The following is a 17,470-nucleotide window of genomic DNA, read 5'->3' as shown; positions in this document are numbered from 1 at the left end:
ATAATCATTCATTCTTAATTTATACGGTGTAGGTAACGTTAAGCGGGTGAAAAGCAAAGCCGGGAAGAGTACACTCTCTGAAAATAAAGACAGAGCAGGTAACAACGTGCATTTATTAGATAGACTGACGATTCGCTTTTTTCATGATGAAAGACAAAAGCAATTTTCAGGTGATCATGCGAGGAGTTTAGGTTGGAATTCAACTGAGTCTCAGTTTTTGCGTTTTAAAACGATAGCGAATGCATTGAGCTTTGAGAATAAGCGCGTACTCGATTTAGGTTGTGGCTATGGTGATCTTAAAACCTTTTTAGACATGAGTTGCTGTGTTAAGTCGTATGTTGGGGTTGATCAACAATCAAGTTTTATTAAACAAGCTAAGAAACAGTTTGAGCAACAAGATAATTGTGAATTTATTAAAGGGGATTTTTCTTCTAAAAAATTACCGGTAGCCGATATTGTTGTGGCGAGTGGTTCGTTAAATTATCGTGCGAGAAACAAAACCTATCACGCTAAAGTTATACGCGATATGTATGAAAAAGCGGAAGAGGCTGCCATTTTTAACTTGTTAGATAGCAAATACTTTAAAAAAAGTCGGTTATTAGAAGCTCATGATCCTAAGCAAGTGTTTAATTACTGTTTAAGTTTATGCCCAAACAGTCAGTTAATTACGGGTTATGCCGATGAGGACTTCACGATAGTCATGCGTAAGTAAATTTAGATGGCTTAGATATAAAAATGGCTAATCAAAGGATTAGCCATTGTATAATTTCAGCTTAGAAATGATTATTTAAAATCTAATAATTCCACTTCAAAAATCAGAACTGACCCCGGCTGGATAGAGCCTGCAGAGCGATTACCATAAGCTAAGTTACTTGGGATAAAGAAGCGCATCTTTTGGCCAACAACCATCAATTGAACACCTTCCGTCCAACCTTTGATTACTTGTCCTAAGCCAAATTCAATTGGCTCACCACGCTCTACTGAGCTATCAAATACATTACCGTCAATTGTTGTACCGTGGTAATGCACTTTTACTTTGCTTTTTGCTGTAGGGTGCTCAGTGCCCGTACCTTCTTCAAGTACTAGGTATTGAAGTCCAGATTCTGTCGTCTTCACGCCCTCTTTAGTGGCATTTTCAGCTAAAAACGCTTCACCAATTTTGATGTTTTCTTGGGCAAGTTTTGGGTTGCTTGCAAAACGTTGAAACAGCATATAACCAAGTACGATAAGCGCAATAGTGATGATGATTTTAGACACGTTATTTCCTTATGTTTAAATAAATTACTTTTCTAGTAGGTAACGGATAGTTTCAGCGATTTTCTTAGGATCGTCATGACCACCAATTAACACGTTGTATTTGCCGTTAACCACAAAAGTTGGAACTGAACTGATACCTGATTGTTCAGACAGCATTTTTGCATTATCTACTTTTTGGATAAGAATATCACGTTGCTCGTCATTAAAATCGTAAGGACTTGTTAGGCCACGAGAGGTGAATGCTTTCGAGTACGCTTCTTGTTGTTGAGTTAGCGTTGTACCTTCACCCATTTGCGTTGCTGCAAATAAGTCTTCCATGAATGCGTGATCTGGTGTGCCTTCAACTTGCATGTCTGCCGCGTAGTAGAACATTGCTGCTACATGCGCTGATTGGTTAAAGGTAATGTGCATTTTATCAATGTCAGTACCGGCTTCTTGGCTAATTACTGGCAAGAAATTTTCCATGTTACGGCAGTGGCCACAAGATAATGCGAAAACTTCCGTTACTGGAGCCATATTTGCACCCGCTAATTCAGCAGGAAGCACTTCGTATTGAACGCCTTCTTTTGGTTCATTACTGTCGCTACAAGCGGTTAAAAAAAGTGCAGAAGAAAGGATAAGTAGCAGTGGTTTAATGATAGATTTCATGTGAATTCTCAGTAAGCGTGCGGGGAACTACACCTTGTCTTTTACATTCCAAGGTAAAAGTGAATCGATATCTGGCGATCCAACACATAAACGATCTAGACAATACCTAATATAATCGTAAGGGATTAATCCGTTTGCCTTTGCTGTTTCTACAATGCTGTAAAGCATTGCACTTGAATCTGCACCAGCCGTTGAACCCGAAAATAACCAGTTTTTCCGGCCGATAACAAACGGTTTAACCGCTCGCTCTGCTCGATTGTTATCAATAGATAACAATCCATCATCAATATAACGAACTAATTTATCCCATTGATTTAATGTATAGCTAATCGCCTCACCTAATTTTGTTTTAGGTGATACTCGACTAACTGCGCTATCAAGCCAATCACGGAGCTCTTTAAGTAAATCGCGGGCTTCTGTCTGCCTAGCAACATACTTGGCTTCAGGGGAAGCCTCTTTTAATAACGATTCGATCCGGTATAGCTTTTGGATTTTACTCAATACCCAATCTGCACTCCCTGTTTTCCCTTTTACTTGAACACGTTGAGCCTCAATAAATCGTCGACGTGCGTGTGCCCAACAGCCAACTAAAATCGCTTCAGTTTGTTCATAACCTTGGTAACCATCGGTATGTAAATACCCGTTATAACCTTTTAAAAAGTTAACTGGATGGTAGCCATGCCTGCTAGATTGATAATCATAAAGTACAATTCCAGGCAAAACACCAGAGCCTGGAGAATCATAGCCAGAGCAGTAGACCCACATATAACATTTTGCTTTTTCAACATCCAACACATTTACCGTTGTTTCATCACAATGCAGAGTGGGTTGTTCAAGCAAAATACGATGTAACTCGTTATAAAGAGGGGTAAATAGTACCGAGCATTTTATTAACCAATCCGCCATCGTTCGCCGTCCAATAATGATACCCCCATTGCTGAAATAACGTTTCTTGACGATAAAGTGGAAGACTGTATTGAAATTTAGCCGTAATAATTTGAGCAAGTAAACTTGCGGTCGCAATCCCTTTAGGGATTGGTGACGCTGGCATTGGGGCTGTTTAATGTCTACTGAAGTATGTTTTTTCACAATTTCGGCAAGCATATTTAGGACGAACATGTTGAATAACTTCCACTTTAGCTGGTACAAATTCCAACTTTTCACTGATGTCTTTACCCATCGCATGCATCTCTAGACCGCAACACTTACAAGTTTTATCTTTTATGTCGTGGATAATAACAGTACGCGGTAAGTCTTCAGGTAAGCGTTGGCGTTTTGGCTTTTGACGAGTGTAGGTAATCGTTTGTGTGTCATCATTTTCAATGATGATTTCTTCTTCTGTTTCATTGAATAAATCAAATTGAGTCGAGTCAGATTCACTGCTTTTACCAAAGCGCTGATGTTGAGCCAGCCGAAATTGCTCTAGAAGACGGTTATATTTATTTTCAAGCTGAAGCACAAGTGCTTTCAGCTCGTCAATGGTATCAGGAAGTGGTTTTATTTTATCAGTCATGTAGATGACTATATAACGATAATACAGGTAATCAATCGGTTGCCTCCTATTCTTGACTGAGAATCAACTATTTAAAGGGTTGTTTGATAATGTACCGGTTGATGTCCTAAGATATCAAAACCTTGTAATAGCAGTGTCAGTTGCTGCTCTGATAATGCTAACGTATCGTTATTTATATTTCGTGGCCATTTGAAGCGGTCTTCATCTAATCGCTTGTACCATAAAGCGAATCCTGTTTTATCCCAATACAATATTTTGAGTTTATCACGAGGCTTATTGCAAAATATAAATAGAGCATCACTAAACGGTGATAGTTGCATTTCTTGCTCAACAATCACGACAAGGCCATTAATGGCCTTGCGAAAATCGACAAAATCACGATGAAGATAAATGGTGGAAACATCAGTAAATACATTCATGATTGATACCCTTTTAATAAGAGTCCTATCCAGTGAGGTTCAGTATTAGCTGGCAATGTTAATCTTTTGTTTCCATCGTGCTTTACGTGCACTAAATGTCTTTGGCAGAATATTATGGTTACGACAAAATTCAGCGGCACTAAGCTTGCTAGATTGCTGAGATTCAAATAGAGCGTGCCATTGCTCTGGTGTTCTCTTTTTATCTTTTTGCATAATTACGTTCTCGTTAAATGAAAGATCGTAAGATACGCATAATGAATTTTATTTGTTAGGTGTAGTTCCCCGCACGCTTACAATTCTCATAGGTAATTATTTCGAATGAAAATAGCATGAATTGAGATAAGTAGAAATAAAATAGGACAACAAATGTCGTCCTATTGAGTAAATTATTGTAAAGGTTTTACCGAGTTACACTTTACGTACCTGAATGATCATTCCCATTAGAGGGTGGTCAATATAGTGTGTTTCGCCACTGCGCATTTGACGCTTTTCTTTCATGCGGTATGACTTTAAAAATTCTTTTACTTCAGTTTCTGGGGTAACACTCTCTAAATGACCCAGTTGAACATCTGCGTTTGGATCTTCTTTAATCGCTAGTGATGAGTTTTCATCGATAATGTTTGTGTCTTCGTTTACTTCAACGTCAGTGATTTCTTTTTCTTCGATTGGCGTGTTAACGATAAATTCATGCTGACCAGGGACTTTTAAGTCTAACGTTGTTTTTACATACAAGTAATGTTGAACATAAACTTGCATTGTGCCATCTAACTCAAGAAGTGAGCCTGACGTGTCCGCTACTGGCTCTGTGACTTCAGTTTCAGTAATAGCCGTCTCTGAGGTGTCGACTTTCTTTTCAATAGCAACGGGTGCGTTTAAAGGGGTTAACGCTAAATCCGCCTTAGCATCTGCAATCGTACGTCCATCCGCCACAAAACGGTCTGAGAAATCTTGACCAGCTTGAATATGGAAAATAGGAGAGCGAGATGAACCACGGTCACCTTGTCGCCATGCCACATGGACCAGAGGTTTAAAACCTGCGTGGTTTTGCAGTTTGGTGTAAACATTATTTAACTTATATTGAGATAAAGACAATAGACGAGCCCCATTTTGGCTCATCATAGCACTATCGCGGTATGAGAATGCGCGCTCTAAGTTGATTGGGTCTAAAACATCAGGCCATGATTCTTGATAAGACGATGGCTCTACATTTCGCTTGAAAATGATGACTTCAACATCAAATTGGCGAGCAAATGAAGGCCAGCTTGCCAGTAAAATCAACGCGTAAATTATTTTTTTCATTCATACTCCAGTGAAGAATGCTTTTTGTACGCCATGCGATCCGTGATCGCCATGGCTTGATTATTCTTATTTTATGTAACTATTTACTAGATTCTATTTTCGTTAAACAAATTGAGCAAGTCCATTACGTATTTAATTCGCACTTGTCTCTCTGTTAAGTCTTTTATAAATTTAATTTTAGTCGGTCCATCTAAAGCAAACCCGGTTGGGTCTTTTTGCAGTAATCCAACTAAGAACATTGGATTAATGTCTGCCGTTGGTTCAAATTCGATGTAACCGCCATTGCCGTGAGCTTCCAATTTCTTCACTTTTATCGATGCAGCAAGCATTTTAACTTCTGCGCTGATTAATAATGTTTGTGCCGCTTCAGGTAAAGAGCCAAAACGGTCAATGATTTCAACTTTAAGCTCATCTAATTCGCCATTGCTTGAAACACTAGCAATACGCTTATAGAGAGACAGTCGAGTATTGACATCTGGGATATACTCTTCTGGAATTAACGCGGGTAAGCGTAATTCGACCTCGGTTTGTTCTCGTAATAAATCATCTAAAGAGGGCTCTTTGCCTTCTTTTAATGCTTCAACGGCTTGTTCTAGCATTTCCATGTAAAGCGTAAAACCAACGGATTGGATTTGCCCACTTTGTCCATCACCCAGTAATTCACCCGCACCACGGATTTCTAAATCGTGTGTTGCTAGAGTAAAACCGGCTCCTAAGTCTTCAAGAGACGCGATAGCATCTAAACGCTTAACGGCATCTTTGCTTAGTGCTTTTGGATGAGGCGTTAGTAAATACGCATACGCTTGGTGGTGAGAACGACCAACACGCCCACGCAGTTGGTGTAATTGCGCTAGACCCAGTTTATCGGCACGCTCCATAATAATGGTATTGGCCGTTGGAACATCGATACCGGTTTCTATAATGGTCGTACAGACTAAAACATTAAAACGTTGATGATAAAAATCACCCATGATGCGCTCTAATTCACGCTCACGCATTTGACCGTGAGCCAAAGTAACTCGCGCTTCAGGGATCAGGTTTTCAATGTCTTTCGCCGCGCTTTCAATGGTCTCTACATTATTATGTAAGACATAGACTTGGCCACCACGTTTGATTTCACGAAGAATCGCTTCTTTAATGACATCATCGGCTTTTTCACGCACGAAGGTTTTGATCGCTAAACGACGAGCTGGAGGCGTTGCGATGATAGATAAATCACGCATGCCACTCATTGCCATGTTTAATGTTCTTGGAATGGGGGTCGCGGTTAGGGTCAGAATATCAACATCCGAACGCATTGCTTTTACTTTTTCTTTTTGACGAACCCCAAAGCGGTGTTCTTCATCCACAACCAATAAACCAAGATCATCAAATTTAATACTGTCTTGTAATAATTTGTGCGTACCGATCAGAATATCAACTTTACCTTCTGCAGTTGCCGCTAAAATTTCTTTTTGTTCTTTGGCTGATTTGAATCGAGATAATACTTCCACACGAATAGGGAAGTTAGCGAAACGGTCTCGGAAATTTTCAAAATGCTGTTGAGCAAGTAGGGTCGTAGGAACTAATACGGCCACTTGTTTTTCATTGTTTGTTGCTAAGAACGCGGCACGCATTGCGACTTCTGTTTTACCAAAGCCAACATCACCACAAACTAGACGATCCATTGCTTTTGCTTGGCACATATCAGATAAAACGTCGTTAATCGCAATTTCTTGGTCGTGCGTTTCTTCAAACGGAAAGCTTGATCTGAAATCAGCGTAAGCTTCTTTATCTTGTTTAAAGGCAAATCCAAGTTTAATGGCGCGCTTGGCGTAAACATCCAATAGCTCTGCGGCTACATCGCGGACTTTCTCTGCGGCTTTACGACGAGCTTTGCCCCATGCATCACTGCCTAGCTTACTGATTGGTGCAGAATCATCTGCGCCGGCTGAGTAACGGCTAATGAGATTAAGTGAAGACACGGGAACATACAGTTTCGTTTCGTTTAGGTACTCTAACATCATGTATTCTGCTGGCATATCACCAACATCTAATGTTTGAAGCCCCATATAACGACCAATACCGTGATCTAAGTGAACGACAGGTTGACCGACTTTTAGTTCAGCAAGGTTACGAATGATGGTATTGCTATTAACGGCTTTGTTGTCACCACGTCGACGACGCTGTATTACGCGCTCACCCAGTAGGTCACTTTCACAAATAAAGGCAACGCATGGGTTTTGAAGAATGAAACCACGCTCAGCAGAACCGATCACTAACGTCGCTTTGTTCTTATGCGCTACGGCGTCTTTTAAGGAATCACAAATAGAAGGTTTTAGCTTAATACGTGCTAATAATTCTAATAATGCTTCTCGGCGACCTTCTGATTCAACAGAGAAGATGACTTGGCCACTGAATTTTTCGTAGAACTGACGGAATTGAGCAAACGGTTCTTTATTCTGATGTTGAATAGCAATTTCAGGCAATTCTAATAAATCAGGATTAAAACGACCGGCTTTTTCAATCTCAGGTTCTTTCGCTAATTTGATTCGTGGATAGTGTTTGAAGAAGCCAAACATATCGGTCGTTCTTAACCACAATTCATTCACAGGAAGAAGAGGGCGAAGAGGATCAACACGACGTTGCTCGTAACGATATTCAGCATCCGCTAAGAAATCATCTGCGGCTTTTTCAATATCACCAATCGTCACTAATAACGTGTTGTCTGGTAGATAATCAAATAGGGTTTCTGTTTCATCAAAAAACAGAGGTTGCCAGTATTCGATACCAGCAGGCCAAGCCCCTTTACTGATTTGTTGATAAACGGATTCTGGTTCACGGCGCGCATCAAAACGCTGACGCCAACGAATACGGAAATCTTCAATCGCTACATCATCCGTTGGGAATTCGTGAGCAGGGAGTAGATTGATTGATTTTACTTCTTCAATCGTGCGTTGATTATCAGGGTCAAACTGACGGATGGTATCAATTTCATCATCAAAAAAGTCGATACGATAAGGCAGAGAATTCCCCATTGGGAATAAATCTAATATGGACCCTCGGCTTGCGTATTCACCATGACTCATGACTTGATCAACGTGCAAGTAGCCTGATTTTTCTAATTGCAGCTTGAGTTTATCAAACGACAGATGATCACCTACTTTTACTACTAAGGCGTGCTTGTGCAGAAAAGATTGTGGTGATTGTCGCTGCAATAAGGTACTTACCGGAACGATTAGCGTGCCATTCTTCTGCTTAGGCAAATGATATAAGCGCGATAAGCGATCTGAAATAATGTCCTGATGCGGTGAGAAACTGTCATAAGGAAGTGTTTCCCAATCAGGAAAAACCTCGACAGACTGTTGGCTAAATTGGTTAATTTCATTTTGTAAACGAAACGCCAATTGTGGCTCGGTAACCGCAACCACGATAGGACCAGTGTGTTGTTGCTCTATCTCTGCAATAGCAAGTGCAAGAGATGAGCCCGTTAGATTACCAACAGAGCGGGTATCATTGGCTTTTGTTGGTAATGATAATGACAGTAAATTAGTAATAGGCATCAGGATATTCAATAATTAAGTTAAGTTGCGTTCTTGAGCGCGAAGTTTTAGGATTTTTTGTTGTTGAAAGAGCGCCGCTTTTATTAGCAAATCTTGATCAATATCGCGTAGGCGATCGTAGCTCATTTCAATCATAAATCCAGAGTCTGTTTCTTGGCATAGTGTCACACTTGCATAGCAATAAATTGCCGCTGGTGGGTGCTCTAAAAACAATTTCACACGTGTATGTTGGCCTTGAATTAGTGGTGTTTTACTTTCAAAAGTAAACTTACTTGCGCCAAACGTGGTGGTTTTATAACGATAATCTTTGTTGTCTTGTTGAATTAACAAGTAAGACAGAAGAAGGTTTAGTTTTTTGTCTTGGTTGTTCAGGTAGCTAGCAAGGCGCTTTCCATCATCTTGTTTTAAGAAAGAAAGTTCGCGTTCTGAAACATCATCAAGTGCACTGCATTCTTGTGCGACTCGAAAGGGCGCAGGGATTTCACGTTCAAACGTGTCCATGTTTGGTAATGAATCATCTACAGCAAGAGGTTCTACATTGATCGTTAGATCATAGTGAACCGAAAAGTATTCATTGTGTGACATAAACGACCCTCTATTTATTATTCTCTGATTATGGCGAAGTCAATGCGCATCAGCAAGTGTTTAATCTTAGGTAAGATAGTAAAAAAAGGAATAAATACCAGTATTTTACGTGATAGACTGTGCCCCTAAGTTGCTTGGGTATACCCATTATTATCACTATTCTAAGTGTGATTGAGAGAATTTATGTTTCATCCAGTATCAGTATTTATAGGATTACGATATTTAAGAGGGCGTTCTGGCGATAGGTTCAGTCGTTTTATCTCTTATATGTCAACCGCAGGTATCACGATTGGCGTGTTATCTTTGGTGACCGTATTGTCGGTTATGAATGGGTTTGAAGGACAACTTAAAGATCGTATTTTAGGGGTGTTACCTCAAGCGGTTATTTCAAGTGAAAGCGATCAAATTATCCCATCGGATGATGACCGAAATTACGTGGCAAGTTTGCCCCATGTGACTCAAGTTACGCCAGTCGTTCGAGGGGAAGCGATTATTCAGAGTGCGAAAGGCTTAAGCGCTGGCATGCTTGTTGGTATTGACCCAGATGAATATGATCCTATTGCCTATGAATTAATTTCTGGCAATATCCGTCAATTGGCTGCAGGAGAATACGGTATATTTCTTGGCTCGAAGCTGGCTCGTGAATTAAATGTTCGTTACGGTGATACGGTGCGAATAATGGTAACTAACGCCAGTCAATATACACCTTTAGGTCGAATTCCTAGCCAGCGCAATTTTAAAGTGGTGGGTGTATTTAATACGGGTTCGGATGTTGATGGTCAGTTAATGGTCGCAAATATTCAAGACACTGCGCGTTTAATGAAGCTTAAAAAAGGCAATATTACTGGATGGCGTTTATTTTTCGATGACCCCTTCCAAGTCACTGAATTGGCTAAATTGCCTCTAAAAAACGAGATGACATGGAGTGATTGGCGTGATCAACGCGGTGAATTATTTCAAGCGGTAAAAATGGAAAAAAATATGATGGGCTTAATGCTTGGTCTAATTGTTGCCATTGCCGCGTTTAATATCATCTCAGCTCTTATTATGGTGGTGATGGAGAAACAAGCGGAAGTCGCGATTTTAAAAACCCAAGGAATGACAAGTAACCAAGTGCTGTCTATTTTTATGGTGCAAGGCGCAAGTAGTGGTGTGATTGGATCGATTGTTGGTGGTGCACTAGGTGCATTATTTGCCAGTAACATAAATGTTATCCTTTCTACATTTGGGTTATCTTTATTTACTGTTGGTGGTTCTTTACCAGCAGAGGTTGAACCATTACAAGTGTGTGTAGTCATTATTCTAGCCATTTTATTAAGTTTATTAGCGACCGTATTCCCATCTTATCGAGCGGCAGTCGTACAACCAGCAGAGGCATTAAGATATGAGTAACCCATTATTAGTTTGTCAGGGCATTCGTAAGGTTTACCAAGAAGGCACGATGGAAACAAAAGTGCTTAAAGGCGTTGATTTTCAAATTAATGAAAGCGAATTAGTTGCGATTGTTGGTTCGTCAGGTTCCGGTAAAAGTACATTACTTCACATTCTTGGTGCGCTTGATGATCCTACTGCGGGTACGGTGTATTTCCAAGGCAATGAATTAACGAAATTGAGTGCAAATAAGCAAGCAAAAATCCGTAACCAACATATTGGGTTTGTGTATCAATTTCATCACCTTCTTTCTGATTTCAGTGCACTAGAGAATGTAGCGATGCCGTTATTAATCGGTGGTATTAATAAGAAAGAAGCAACGAAAAGAGCGACAAAATTGCTTGAAAAAGTGGGTCTTGCTCATCGTATTGAGCACCGTCCATCTGAACTTTCTGGTGGCGAACGCCAACGTGTTGCGATTGCACGTGCCTTAGTGAATAAACCTGCTCTGGTATTAGCTGATGAACCTACCGGTAACTTGGACCATCAAACGGCATTGGATATTTATAATCTCATGCGTGAGTTGAATCAAGAGTCAGGCACTGCATTTTTAGTGGTTACTCATGATACGGCTTTGGCTGCTAAATTGGATAAGCAATTAAGTATGCAAGATGGCCGTTTTATTACTGAAACGGTTCGCTCTAATCTAGTTCAAGACCAGGAGTCGTAATGTTCTCTCCGCTTTCTCTCTTTATTGGAGGTCGTTTTGCTCGAGCAAAGCAACGCAATAAAATGGTGTCGTTCATTTCAATCTCTTCAACGCTAGGCATTGCGATTGGCGTGGCGGTGATCATTATTGGTCTTTCTGCCATGAATGGATTTGAACGAGAGTTGCAGAATCGAGTGTTGTCGGTTATTCCTCATGCTGAGCTTGAAGGGGTAAAAAACCCGATCACAGATTGGCAAACTATGATGCAGCAAGCCAAGCAGCACCCTAAAGTGACAGGGGCCGCACCTTATGTTCGTTTTACTGCGTTATTAGAAAGAGGCAGTAAATTAAAAGCGGTTGAAGTGAGAGGGGTTGATCCTGTCTTGGAAACTTCAGTATCTAAGTTACCTGAATACATTAATAAAGGGGCTTGGGAGTCGTTTTCCGCCCATAAGCAAAGTGTGATTTTAGGGAAAGGCGTTGCGGATACCTTAAACGTTAATGTTGGAGATTGGATCACGGCGTTGATCCCTGACGAGAACAGCGATAAGCAATTGCGTTCACCAAAGCGTCAACGTTTGCAAGTTGTGGGATTATTGTCACTTGGTGGGCAAGTTGATCACGGTTTAGCGATTATTCCTCTGCAAGATGCACAACAATACATTAATTTAGGTAAAGCCGTTTCTGGTGTTTCTTTGCAGGTGAGTGATGTATTAGAAGCACAAGACATAGTAAGAGAAGTGGGCGGAACACTAACCGAATATGTGTATTTACGTAGCTGGATTCAAAAATATGGTTATCTATACCGAGATATTCAACTTGTACGCTCAATCATGTACCTTGTGATGGTTTTAGTTATTGGGGTGGCTTGTTTTAATATCGTCTCGACGTTAATGATGGCAGTAAAAGATCGCTCTGGCGACATCGCTATTTTAAGAACAATGGGAGCAACCGATGGGTTAATTAAACGCATCTTTGTCTGCCAAGGTATTTTCTCTGGTGTGACGGGGAGTATCGCAGGCTCCTTGTTGGGATCATTAGTTGCATTGAATTTAACGCCAATGATTAAAGGGCTTGAATCTTTAGTTGGTCATCAATTCTTATCGGGTGATATCTATTTTGTTGATTTCTTACCTTCACAATTAGTGTGGAGCGATGTGGCTATTGTAACTTGTACCGCGATTCTATTAAGTTCAATTGCGACATGGTATCCAGCCAGAAAAGCAAGTCAATTGCACCCAGCAGCGGTACTCAGCGCAAAGTAAGGCCGTTTGATTTATACAAAGGCTCCTAATTATTAGGGGCCTTTTTTATGTAAAAAGAGAAAGTGTAGCTATAATTAAACGATGAACGGTAAAGGGATTACCTACATATTGTCTTATTTTATGAGGTAATAGTATGAATTCAAAAGTTAATAATGAAGTACTTATTTATGTTGTCGGTAACGATATTCCGATCAATAAAAGTGAGATTAACTTTGTTTATGTTAATAGCATTGAAGAATTGGCACTAGAAACCCCTGCGATTTGCATCCTATCGTTATCTCCTAAAGATCAAAATAACGCCTTACTGTATTTACATACTCATTTACCGATTTGGAATGGACTTTTGTATGTATTGCAAGAGAGTTTATTGAGTCCATATTTATCTGATGGTATTTGGAATCCGTTTAATTACCAAGATCGTTGGGTATTACATCAAGAGAAGCTCGCCTTAATTCAAAAGGAACCTGCGGATAAATTACTTGCGTGGTTGTGGTTAGCTCCTCATCGCCGTTTATCTCCAATATGCCAAAGTGATCAACAAGCGATTTATAACTATCCTTTATTTAATTGTTATTCAAAAGTAGAGGACAGTCCTTATCATTATTTTCAATTAGCAGACAAAATGGGGTATGTAGAGAAAGAAAAAACACTCGATAAAATTAGATTATGTCCGTCATGCAATAGTGGGCATTTGAATTACATTGAGACTTGTCCCGCATGCAAAAGCATAAATATTGATGAAATCATTTCTCTGCATTGTTTTACATGTGGTCATATCGATAAAGAAGAAAGTTTCACCAAAAAAGAGAAACTAGAATGTTCTAATTGTTTCACTAAATTACGTCATATTGGTGTGGATTACGATAGACCATTAGAGCGCTATCATTGTGGTGATTGTCATTTATCTTTCTCTGAATCTGTCGTGAGAGTTCGTTGTTTATCTTGCTTTGTTGTCAATGAAGTTAATGACTTAGTGGTTCGTCCAATTCACGAATTTAAAGTAGGAGAGCAAGTGAGTAATTTAATGGTGTATGGAAGACGAGCCGTAGAACAAGAGTTAACGCTCAATGGTTTGATCGATAAAACATCATTTCATAACTTACTTGTTTGGATTAATAAATTAGCGCTTAGGCATGAACAAAGTCATGTTTTACTCGGCGTGAAAGTGTCAGGGATAGAAAACTATACTCATCAATTTGGTGAAATTAAACGGTTGCAATTGATTGATACAATATCAAATAATTTTAATGGGATTTTAAGAGATACCGACATTTGTTGCCAGTATGACAATGAGATATTGTTACTTCTCATGCCAATGACACCGACAGATTCCAGTCCGATTATTGAACATAAAATTAAAGGTATTGCGGATAGCATTGAGTCGGATCTGATTGATCTTAATGTGTATATCTGGTCTTTGCCTGACAAGCAATTACAGAACAATGCTTCAGGATGGTTAGCCACGCATTTTGAGGCCATAGCTCATGGGTGAGTTTCAATATGTGCTTCATACCATTACGGGGACACTTGGCGCGTATTGGGAACTTATTCTTACGTTTATACCCATCATGTTGGTTGTTGAAGTCCCGTTAATGTTGTTTGTTTTTATTGGTGTTTTACGCTGGTCTTGGCGTGATAATCATTCGGTAGCTAATGTGTCACCATCCATAAGCTTTGTGATCACTTGTTATAGAGAAGGTGATGGGATTACCCAAACGATTGATACACTTGCTGAACAAATATACCCAGGTGAAATTGAAATATTAATCGTTGTTGATGGGGCGAAACAGAACCCAAAGACTTATCATGCGGCGTTAAATGGGGTTTACAGACATCAATCGAGAGAAAACAGAACATTAAAAGTATTGCCTAAATGGCAAAGGGGAGGACGAGTCTCAACCTTAAATGCAGGATTAGCGGAAGCAAAAAACGATCTTGTGATTAATGTCGATGGTGATACGTCGTTTGATAATGATGTTGCATTGCGGTTTGCAAAATCGTTTTCAAATCCTAATGTGATTGCGTGTGGTGGCGCATTACGAGTTCGTAATCGTGATGAGAGTTTTTGGACTAAGATGCAAGCATTAGAATACATGATGTCGATGCAAACCAGTAAAACAGGAATGGCGACATGGGGATTACTTAATAATATATCGGGGGCGTTTGGGGCATTTCGTCGCTCTATTATCAAACAAGTTGGAGGGTGGGATACGCATACCGGAGAAGATCTGGATCTGACGATGAGATTAAAACAATATAAAGGTCGTTATCGCAATATTGAATTGGATTTTTCTCCCAAAGCGATTGGTCATACCGATGTTCCGGAAACATTCACAGGATTAATGTCACAACGATTACGTTGGGATGGTGACTTACTCTTTATTTACCTTCGTAAGCATAAACAAGGGCTTACTCCTAAATTACTTGGATGGGGTAGTTTTTTATATACGTTGGTTTATGGGGTGCTTCAAGCTGTTCTTCTGCCTTTATTGATCACATTATTTAATTTTTATCTTTTTCTTTCTTTTCCAAATACCGTTGTATTCGCTGTTTTCAGTTGTTTGTACGTTATCTATTTATTTTTTATCGCGCTCACTTTTCTTGTTTATCTTTGTCTTATTTCTGAAAGAGTAAAAGAAGACAGAGAAATGCTGTTGTGGTTAATTATCTATCCTTTTTATGCATTATTTATGAGATTTGTTACCGCATTTTCAATGGTTAATGAAATTGTTAGACGGAGTCACGAAGAGTCGAGTATGGCTCCGTGGTGGGTACTTAAACGAGGTAAAAGGTTTTAATTAACCTGAATTCTGGATAAGGCTGAACTAATTGCCCACCTAACGATCAGATCTTTCGACCAAGAATTATTTGAACGTATTTTAAAAGGTGGGCAAGATGAATAAATTAGTTGATATATTTTGTGATGTCGATGATTTTTGTTATCAATTCTTATCTCAATGGGAAAAATACCTTGTTGAGGCTAGTGAGAGAAAAAGAAAACGTCAGTCAGTAATGTCTACTAGTGAATGTATGACTATTGTCATCGCTTTTCATCAATCAAATCATAGAGATTTCAAGAACTTCTATATCGGGTTAGTTCATCAATATTGGAAAGGATACTTTCCAAATTTACTTAGCTACACTCGATTTGTGAGCAAAATGCCTAGCCTAATCGCCCCAATGTGTGCCTATTTTCAATCTATCAAAGGTAAGCCGACTGGCATTGCTTTTGTTGACTCCACGAGTCTTAAAGTATGCCATAACATTCGAATTCCTCGCCATAAAGTCTTTGATGGTGTTGCGAAAAGAGGAAAAGGTACCATGGGATGGTTTTTCGGCTTCAAACTTCATTTATTGATTAACCATCTTGGAGAAATTATTTCGCTGAAAATCACAGCTGGCAATGTAAATGATAGGACTCCTGTACCTGATTTATGCAAAGAACTCTCGGGGAAATTGTACGCTGATAAAGGGTACATAGGTAAAAAGTTGAGTGAGAGCTTAAAGAACTCTGATGTCGATTTAGTGACTACCTCGCGAAAAAACATGAAAGCAAAAGAGATAAGTGCTTTTGATAAGGCTATGTTATCAAAGAGATACATTATCGAAACGATAAATGACCAATTGAAGAATATCTCTCAAATTGAACATAGCCGTCATCGTAGCGTGACTGGTTTCATGCTAAATGTAATTTCAGGCGTTGTGGCTTATTGTTTAAAAAAACAAAAGCCACGAATTAAGCTATCAGAATGTGAATTTGAACTAATCCTCGCTTAAAGCATGTTTTATCCAGAATTCAGGTTAATTATCATGAAAGTTAAATTTCACTTAGATAAAAGCAAAAGACCGACCACCGATAATGGCATGAAAGTAATGTATGGCGGAGCAAAGCGTGGTGGCTACCGTATTCGATGGTATTTTATTTTAGCTGTTATCTTAAGTCCAATTTTCATCATGGGGTATACGTTTTTAAAACCGTATTTATTTATCGTCGCTCCAGGGATTATCACAACGGGTCCCGTAACGTTAACCGCAGCTCAAGATGGCATCGTAAAAATGATAGAAGTTGAAGACAGTGAATTTGTACTCTTTGATCAAACGCTTATGCAATTGGATGATCCAATATTAGAAAAAGACATCTTTTTTATAAAAGAAGAGTTGATGCAATTGAATGCCTTTCAAAGTGAGAACACAGAAGAGGACTTATCTCCTTATTTTACGGCAATTAAAGCCGCAAAATATAATCTGAAAAAAATAACGAAGATAAAATTGAATTATGACCAATACGCTAACGAGGGAAAAGTGTCTCAGGTTGATTATGCCGCTATTATTGGTATATATAATGCGTCTCAAACTTCATTAACTAGTGCCTATATTGCTCTAAATCAAGCTAAAATTGCGGATAAGCAAAGACAGTTAGCCGGTGGCGTTGCTCAGGTAACTCGTGCATTAAATCAAAATTTGACCACGAAACTAAATCAATTAGAGACGCTTACCGTAAAAGCACCTTATATGGGATTAGTGATTGATATTAATACGTTGGTAGGGCAAAGAGTGAGCATAGGAGATCCCTTAGTCACGATTTCACCTGATGTCGCCCCATTTGTTATTAGCTATTTAGATCCAAAGCATATTGATAAGGCAAAGCTCGGAACCGAAGTGATGGTGACACTACCTAATGGAAAGAAGGTGAAAGCAAGGGTGTCTTTTTCTATTGGGTTAACCTCAAAAGTTCCGCCTCAATTAGCAAAACCTTTTGAAGGAGCTAAAGCATTATTAAAAGTGAAGATAACCTTTTTAGGCGGATTACTTGAAGGAGAGTGGGTTGAAGGGATGCCCGTTGAAGTGTCTTTTTAGATCAA

At 39.3% G+C, this 17,470-nt stretch carries 15 protein-coding genes and 1 pseudogene; 8 read left to right on the top strand and 8 right to left on the bottom strand.

Annotated features, from left to right (window positions below; all coding sequences use genetic code 11):
- The first annotated feature begins 46 nt into the window (after nucleotides 1-46).
- The gene (locus VSAL_RS19685; protein ID WP_012552007.1) at nucleotides 47-712 is read left to right on the top strand and encodes a class I SAM-dependent methyltransferase; all 666 of its coding nucleotides are present in this window, start codon (nucleotides 47-49) and stop codon (nucleotides 710-712) included.
- 71 nt (nucleotides 713-783) lie between these two features.
- Here the strand turns inward: VSAL_RS19685 and VSAL_RS19680 are convergent, their stop codons facing one another.
- From VSAL_RS19680 to VSAL_RS19650, 8 genes and pseudogenes are all read right to left on the bottom strand, one after another.
- Nucleotides 784-1,257: an FKBP-type peptidyl-prolyl cis-trans isomerase gene (locus VSAL_RS19680; RefSeq protein ID WP_012552006.1), complete on the bottom strand. Its 474-nt coding sequence runs from the start codon at nucleotides 1,255-1,257 to the stop codon at nucleotides 784-786.
- Between the two features lie 24 nt (nucleotides 1,258-1,281).
- Nucleotides 1,282-1,905 (bottom strand): thiol:disulfide interchange protein DsbA/DsbL, encoded by a 624-nt coding sequence (locus VSAL_RS19675; RefSeq protein ID WP_012552005.1) that lies wholly within the window; start codon nucleotides 1,903-1,905, stop codon nucleotides 1,282-1,284.
- 27 nt (nucleotides 1,906-1,932) lie between these two features.
- Nucleotides 1,933-3,418, bottom strand: a pseudogene (locus tag VSAL_RS19670) (IS66-like element ISVsa2 family transposase).
- 71 nt (nucleotides 3,419-3,489) lie between these two features.
- Nucleotides 3,490-3,837 (bottom strand): IS66 family insertion sequence element accessory protein TnpB, encoded by a 348-nt coding sequence (tnpB, locus tag VSAL_RS19665; protein ID WP_012548924.1) that lies wholly within the window; start codon nucleotides 3,835-3,837, stop codon nucleotides 3,490-3,492.
- A gap of 45 nt (nucleotides 3,838-3,882) precedes the next feature.
- Nucleotides 3,883-4,050, bottom strand: coding sequence for an IS66 family insertion sequence element accessory protein TnpA (tnpA, locus tag VSAL_RS23035; protein WP_231850883.1), 168 nt, complete (start codon nucleotides 4,048-4,050; stop codon nucleotides 3,883-3,885).
- Nucleotides 4,051-4,245: 195 nt separating this feature from the next.
- Nucleotides 4,246-5,136, bottom strand: coding sequence for a peptidoglycan binding protein CsiV (locus tag VSAL_RS19660; protein ID WP_012552004.1), 891 nt, complete (start codon nucleotides 5,134-5,136; stop codon nucleotides 4,246-4,248).
- An 86-nt stretch (nucleotides 5,137-5,222) separates the two neighbouring features.
- Entirely contained in the window at nucleotides 5,223-8,678 is a 3,456-nt protein-coding gene (mfd, locus tag VSAL_RS19655) for a transcription-repair coupling factor (RefSeq protein WP_012552003.1), read from the bottom strand.
- 15 nt (nucleotides 8,679-8,693) lie between these two features.
- Complete coding sequence (locus tag VSAL_RS19650; RefSeq protein WP_012552002.1) at nucleotides 8,694-9,263, bottom strand: hypothetical protein; 570 nt, start codon at nucleotides 9,261-9,263, stop codon at nucleotides 8,694-8,696.
- A gap of 183 nt (nucleotides 9,264-9,446) precedes the next feature.
- Here VSAL_RS19650 and lolC point away from each other — a divergent pair, with 183 nt between their 5' ends.
- From lolC to VSAL_RS19615, 7 genes are all read left to right on the top strand, one after another.
- Nucleotides 9,447-10,655: a lipoprotein-releasing ABC transporter permease subunit LolC gene (lolC, locus tag VSAL_RS19645; RefSeq protein WP_012552001.1), complete on the top strand. Its 1,209-nt coding sequence runs from the start codon at nucleotides 9,447-9,449 to the stop codon at nucleotides 10,653-10,655.
- Complete coding sequence (lolD, locus tag VSAL_RS19640; protein WP_012552000.1) at nucleotides 10,648-11,364, top strand: lipoprotein-releasing ABC transporter ATP-binding protein LolD; 717 nt, start codon at nucleotides 10,648-10,650, stop codon at nucleotides 11,362-11,364. Before lolC ends, lolD begins: the two co-directional genes overlap by 8 nt.
- Complete coding sequence (gene lolE / locus VSAL_RS19635) at nucleotides 11,364-12,608, top strand: lipoprotein-releasing ABC transporter permease subunit LolE (protein ID WP_012551999.1); 1,245 nt, start codon at nucleotides 11,364-11,366, stop codon at nucleotides 12,606-12,608. The genes lolD and lolE overlap by 1 nt, the downstream gene beginning before the upstream one ends.
- Before the next feature lie 133 nt (nucleotides 12,609-12,741).
- Nucleotides 12,742-14,100 (top strand): TackOD1 domain-containing metal-binding protein, encoded by a 1,359-nt coding sequence (locus VSAL_RS19630; protein WP_012551998.1) that lies wholly within the window; start codon nucleotides 12,742-12,744, stop codon nucleotides 14,098-14,100.
- Complete coding sequence (locus VSAL_RS19625; protein WP_012551997.1) at nucleotides 14,093-15,406, top strand: glycosyltransferase family 2 protein; 1,314 nt, start codon at nucleotides 14,093-14,095, stop codon at nucleotides 15,404-15,406. The genes VSAL_RS19630 and VSAL_RS19625 overlap by 8 nt, the downstream gene beginning before the upstream one ends.
- A 97-nt stretch (nucleotides 15,407-15,503) precedes the next feature.
- Nucleotides 15,504-16,385 (top strand): IS982-like element ISVsa6 family transposase, encoded by an 882-nt coding sequence (locus tag VSAL_RS19620; RefSeq protein WP_012548944.1) that lies wholly within the window; start codon nucleotides 15,504-15,506, stop codon nucleotides 16,383-16,385.
- 33 nt (nucleotides 16,386-16,418) lie between these two features.
- Nucleotides 16,419-17,465 carry an HlyD family secretion protein gene (locus VSAL_RS19615; protein ID WP_012551996.1) on the top strand — a complete coding sequence of 349 codons (1,047 nt, stop codon included), beginning with the start codon at nucleotides 16,419-16,421 and terminating at the stop codon, nucleotides 17,463-17,465.
- The last annotated feature ends 5 nt before the right edge of the window (nucleotides 17,466-17,470 follow it).

It is taken from the genome of Aliivibrio salmonicida LFI1238, from assembly GCF_000196495.1.
Taxonomy (GTDB): domain Bacteria; phylum Pseudomonadota; class Gammaproteobacteria; order Enterobacterales; family Vibrionaceae; genus Aliivibrio; species Aliivibrio salmonicida.
The sequence above is the reverse complement of the archived record's forward strand: the minus strand, read 5'-3'. Positions and strand labels throughout refer to the sequence as shown.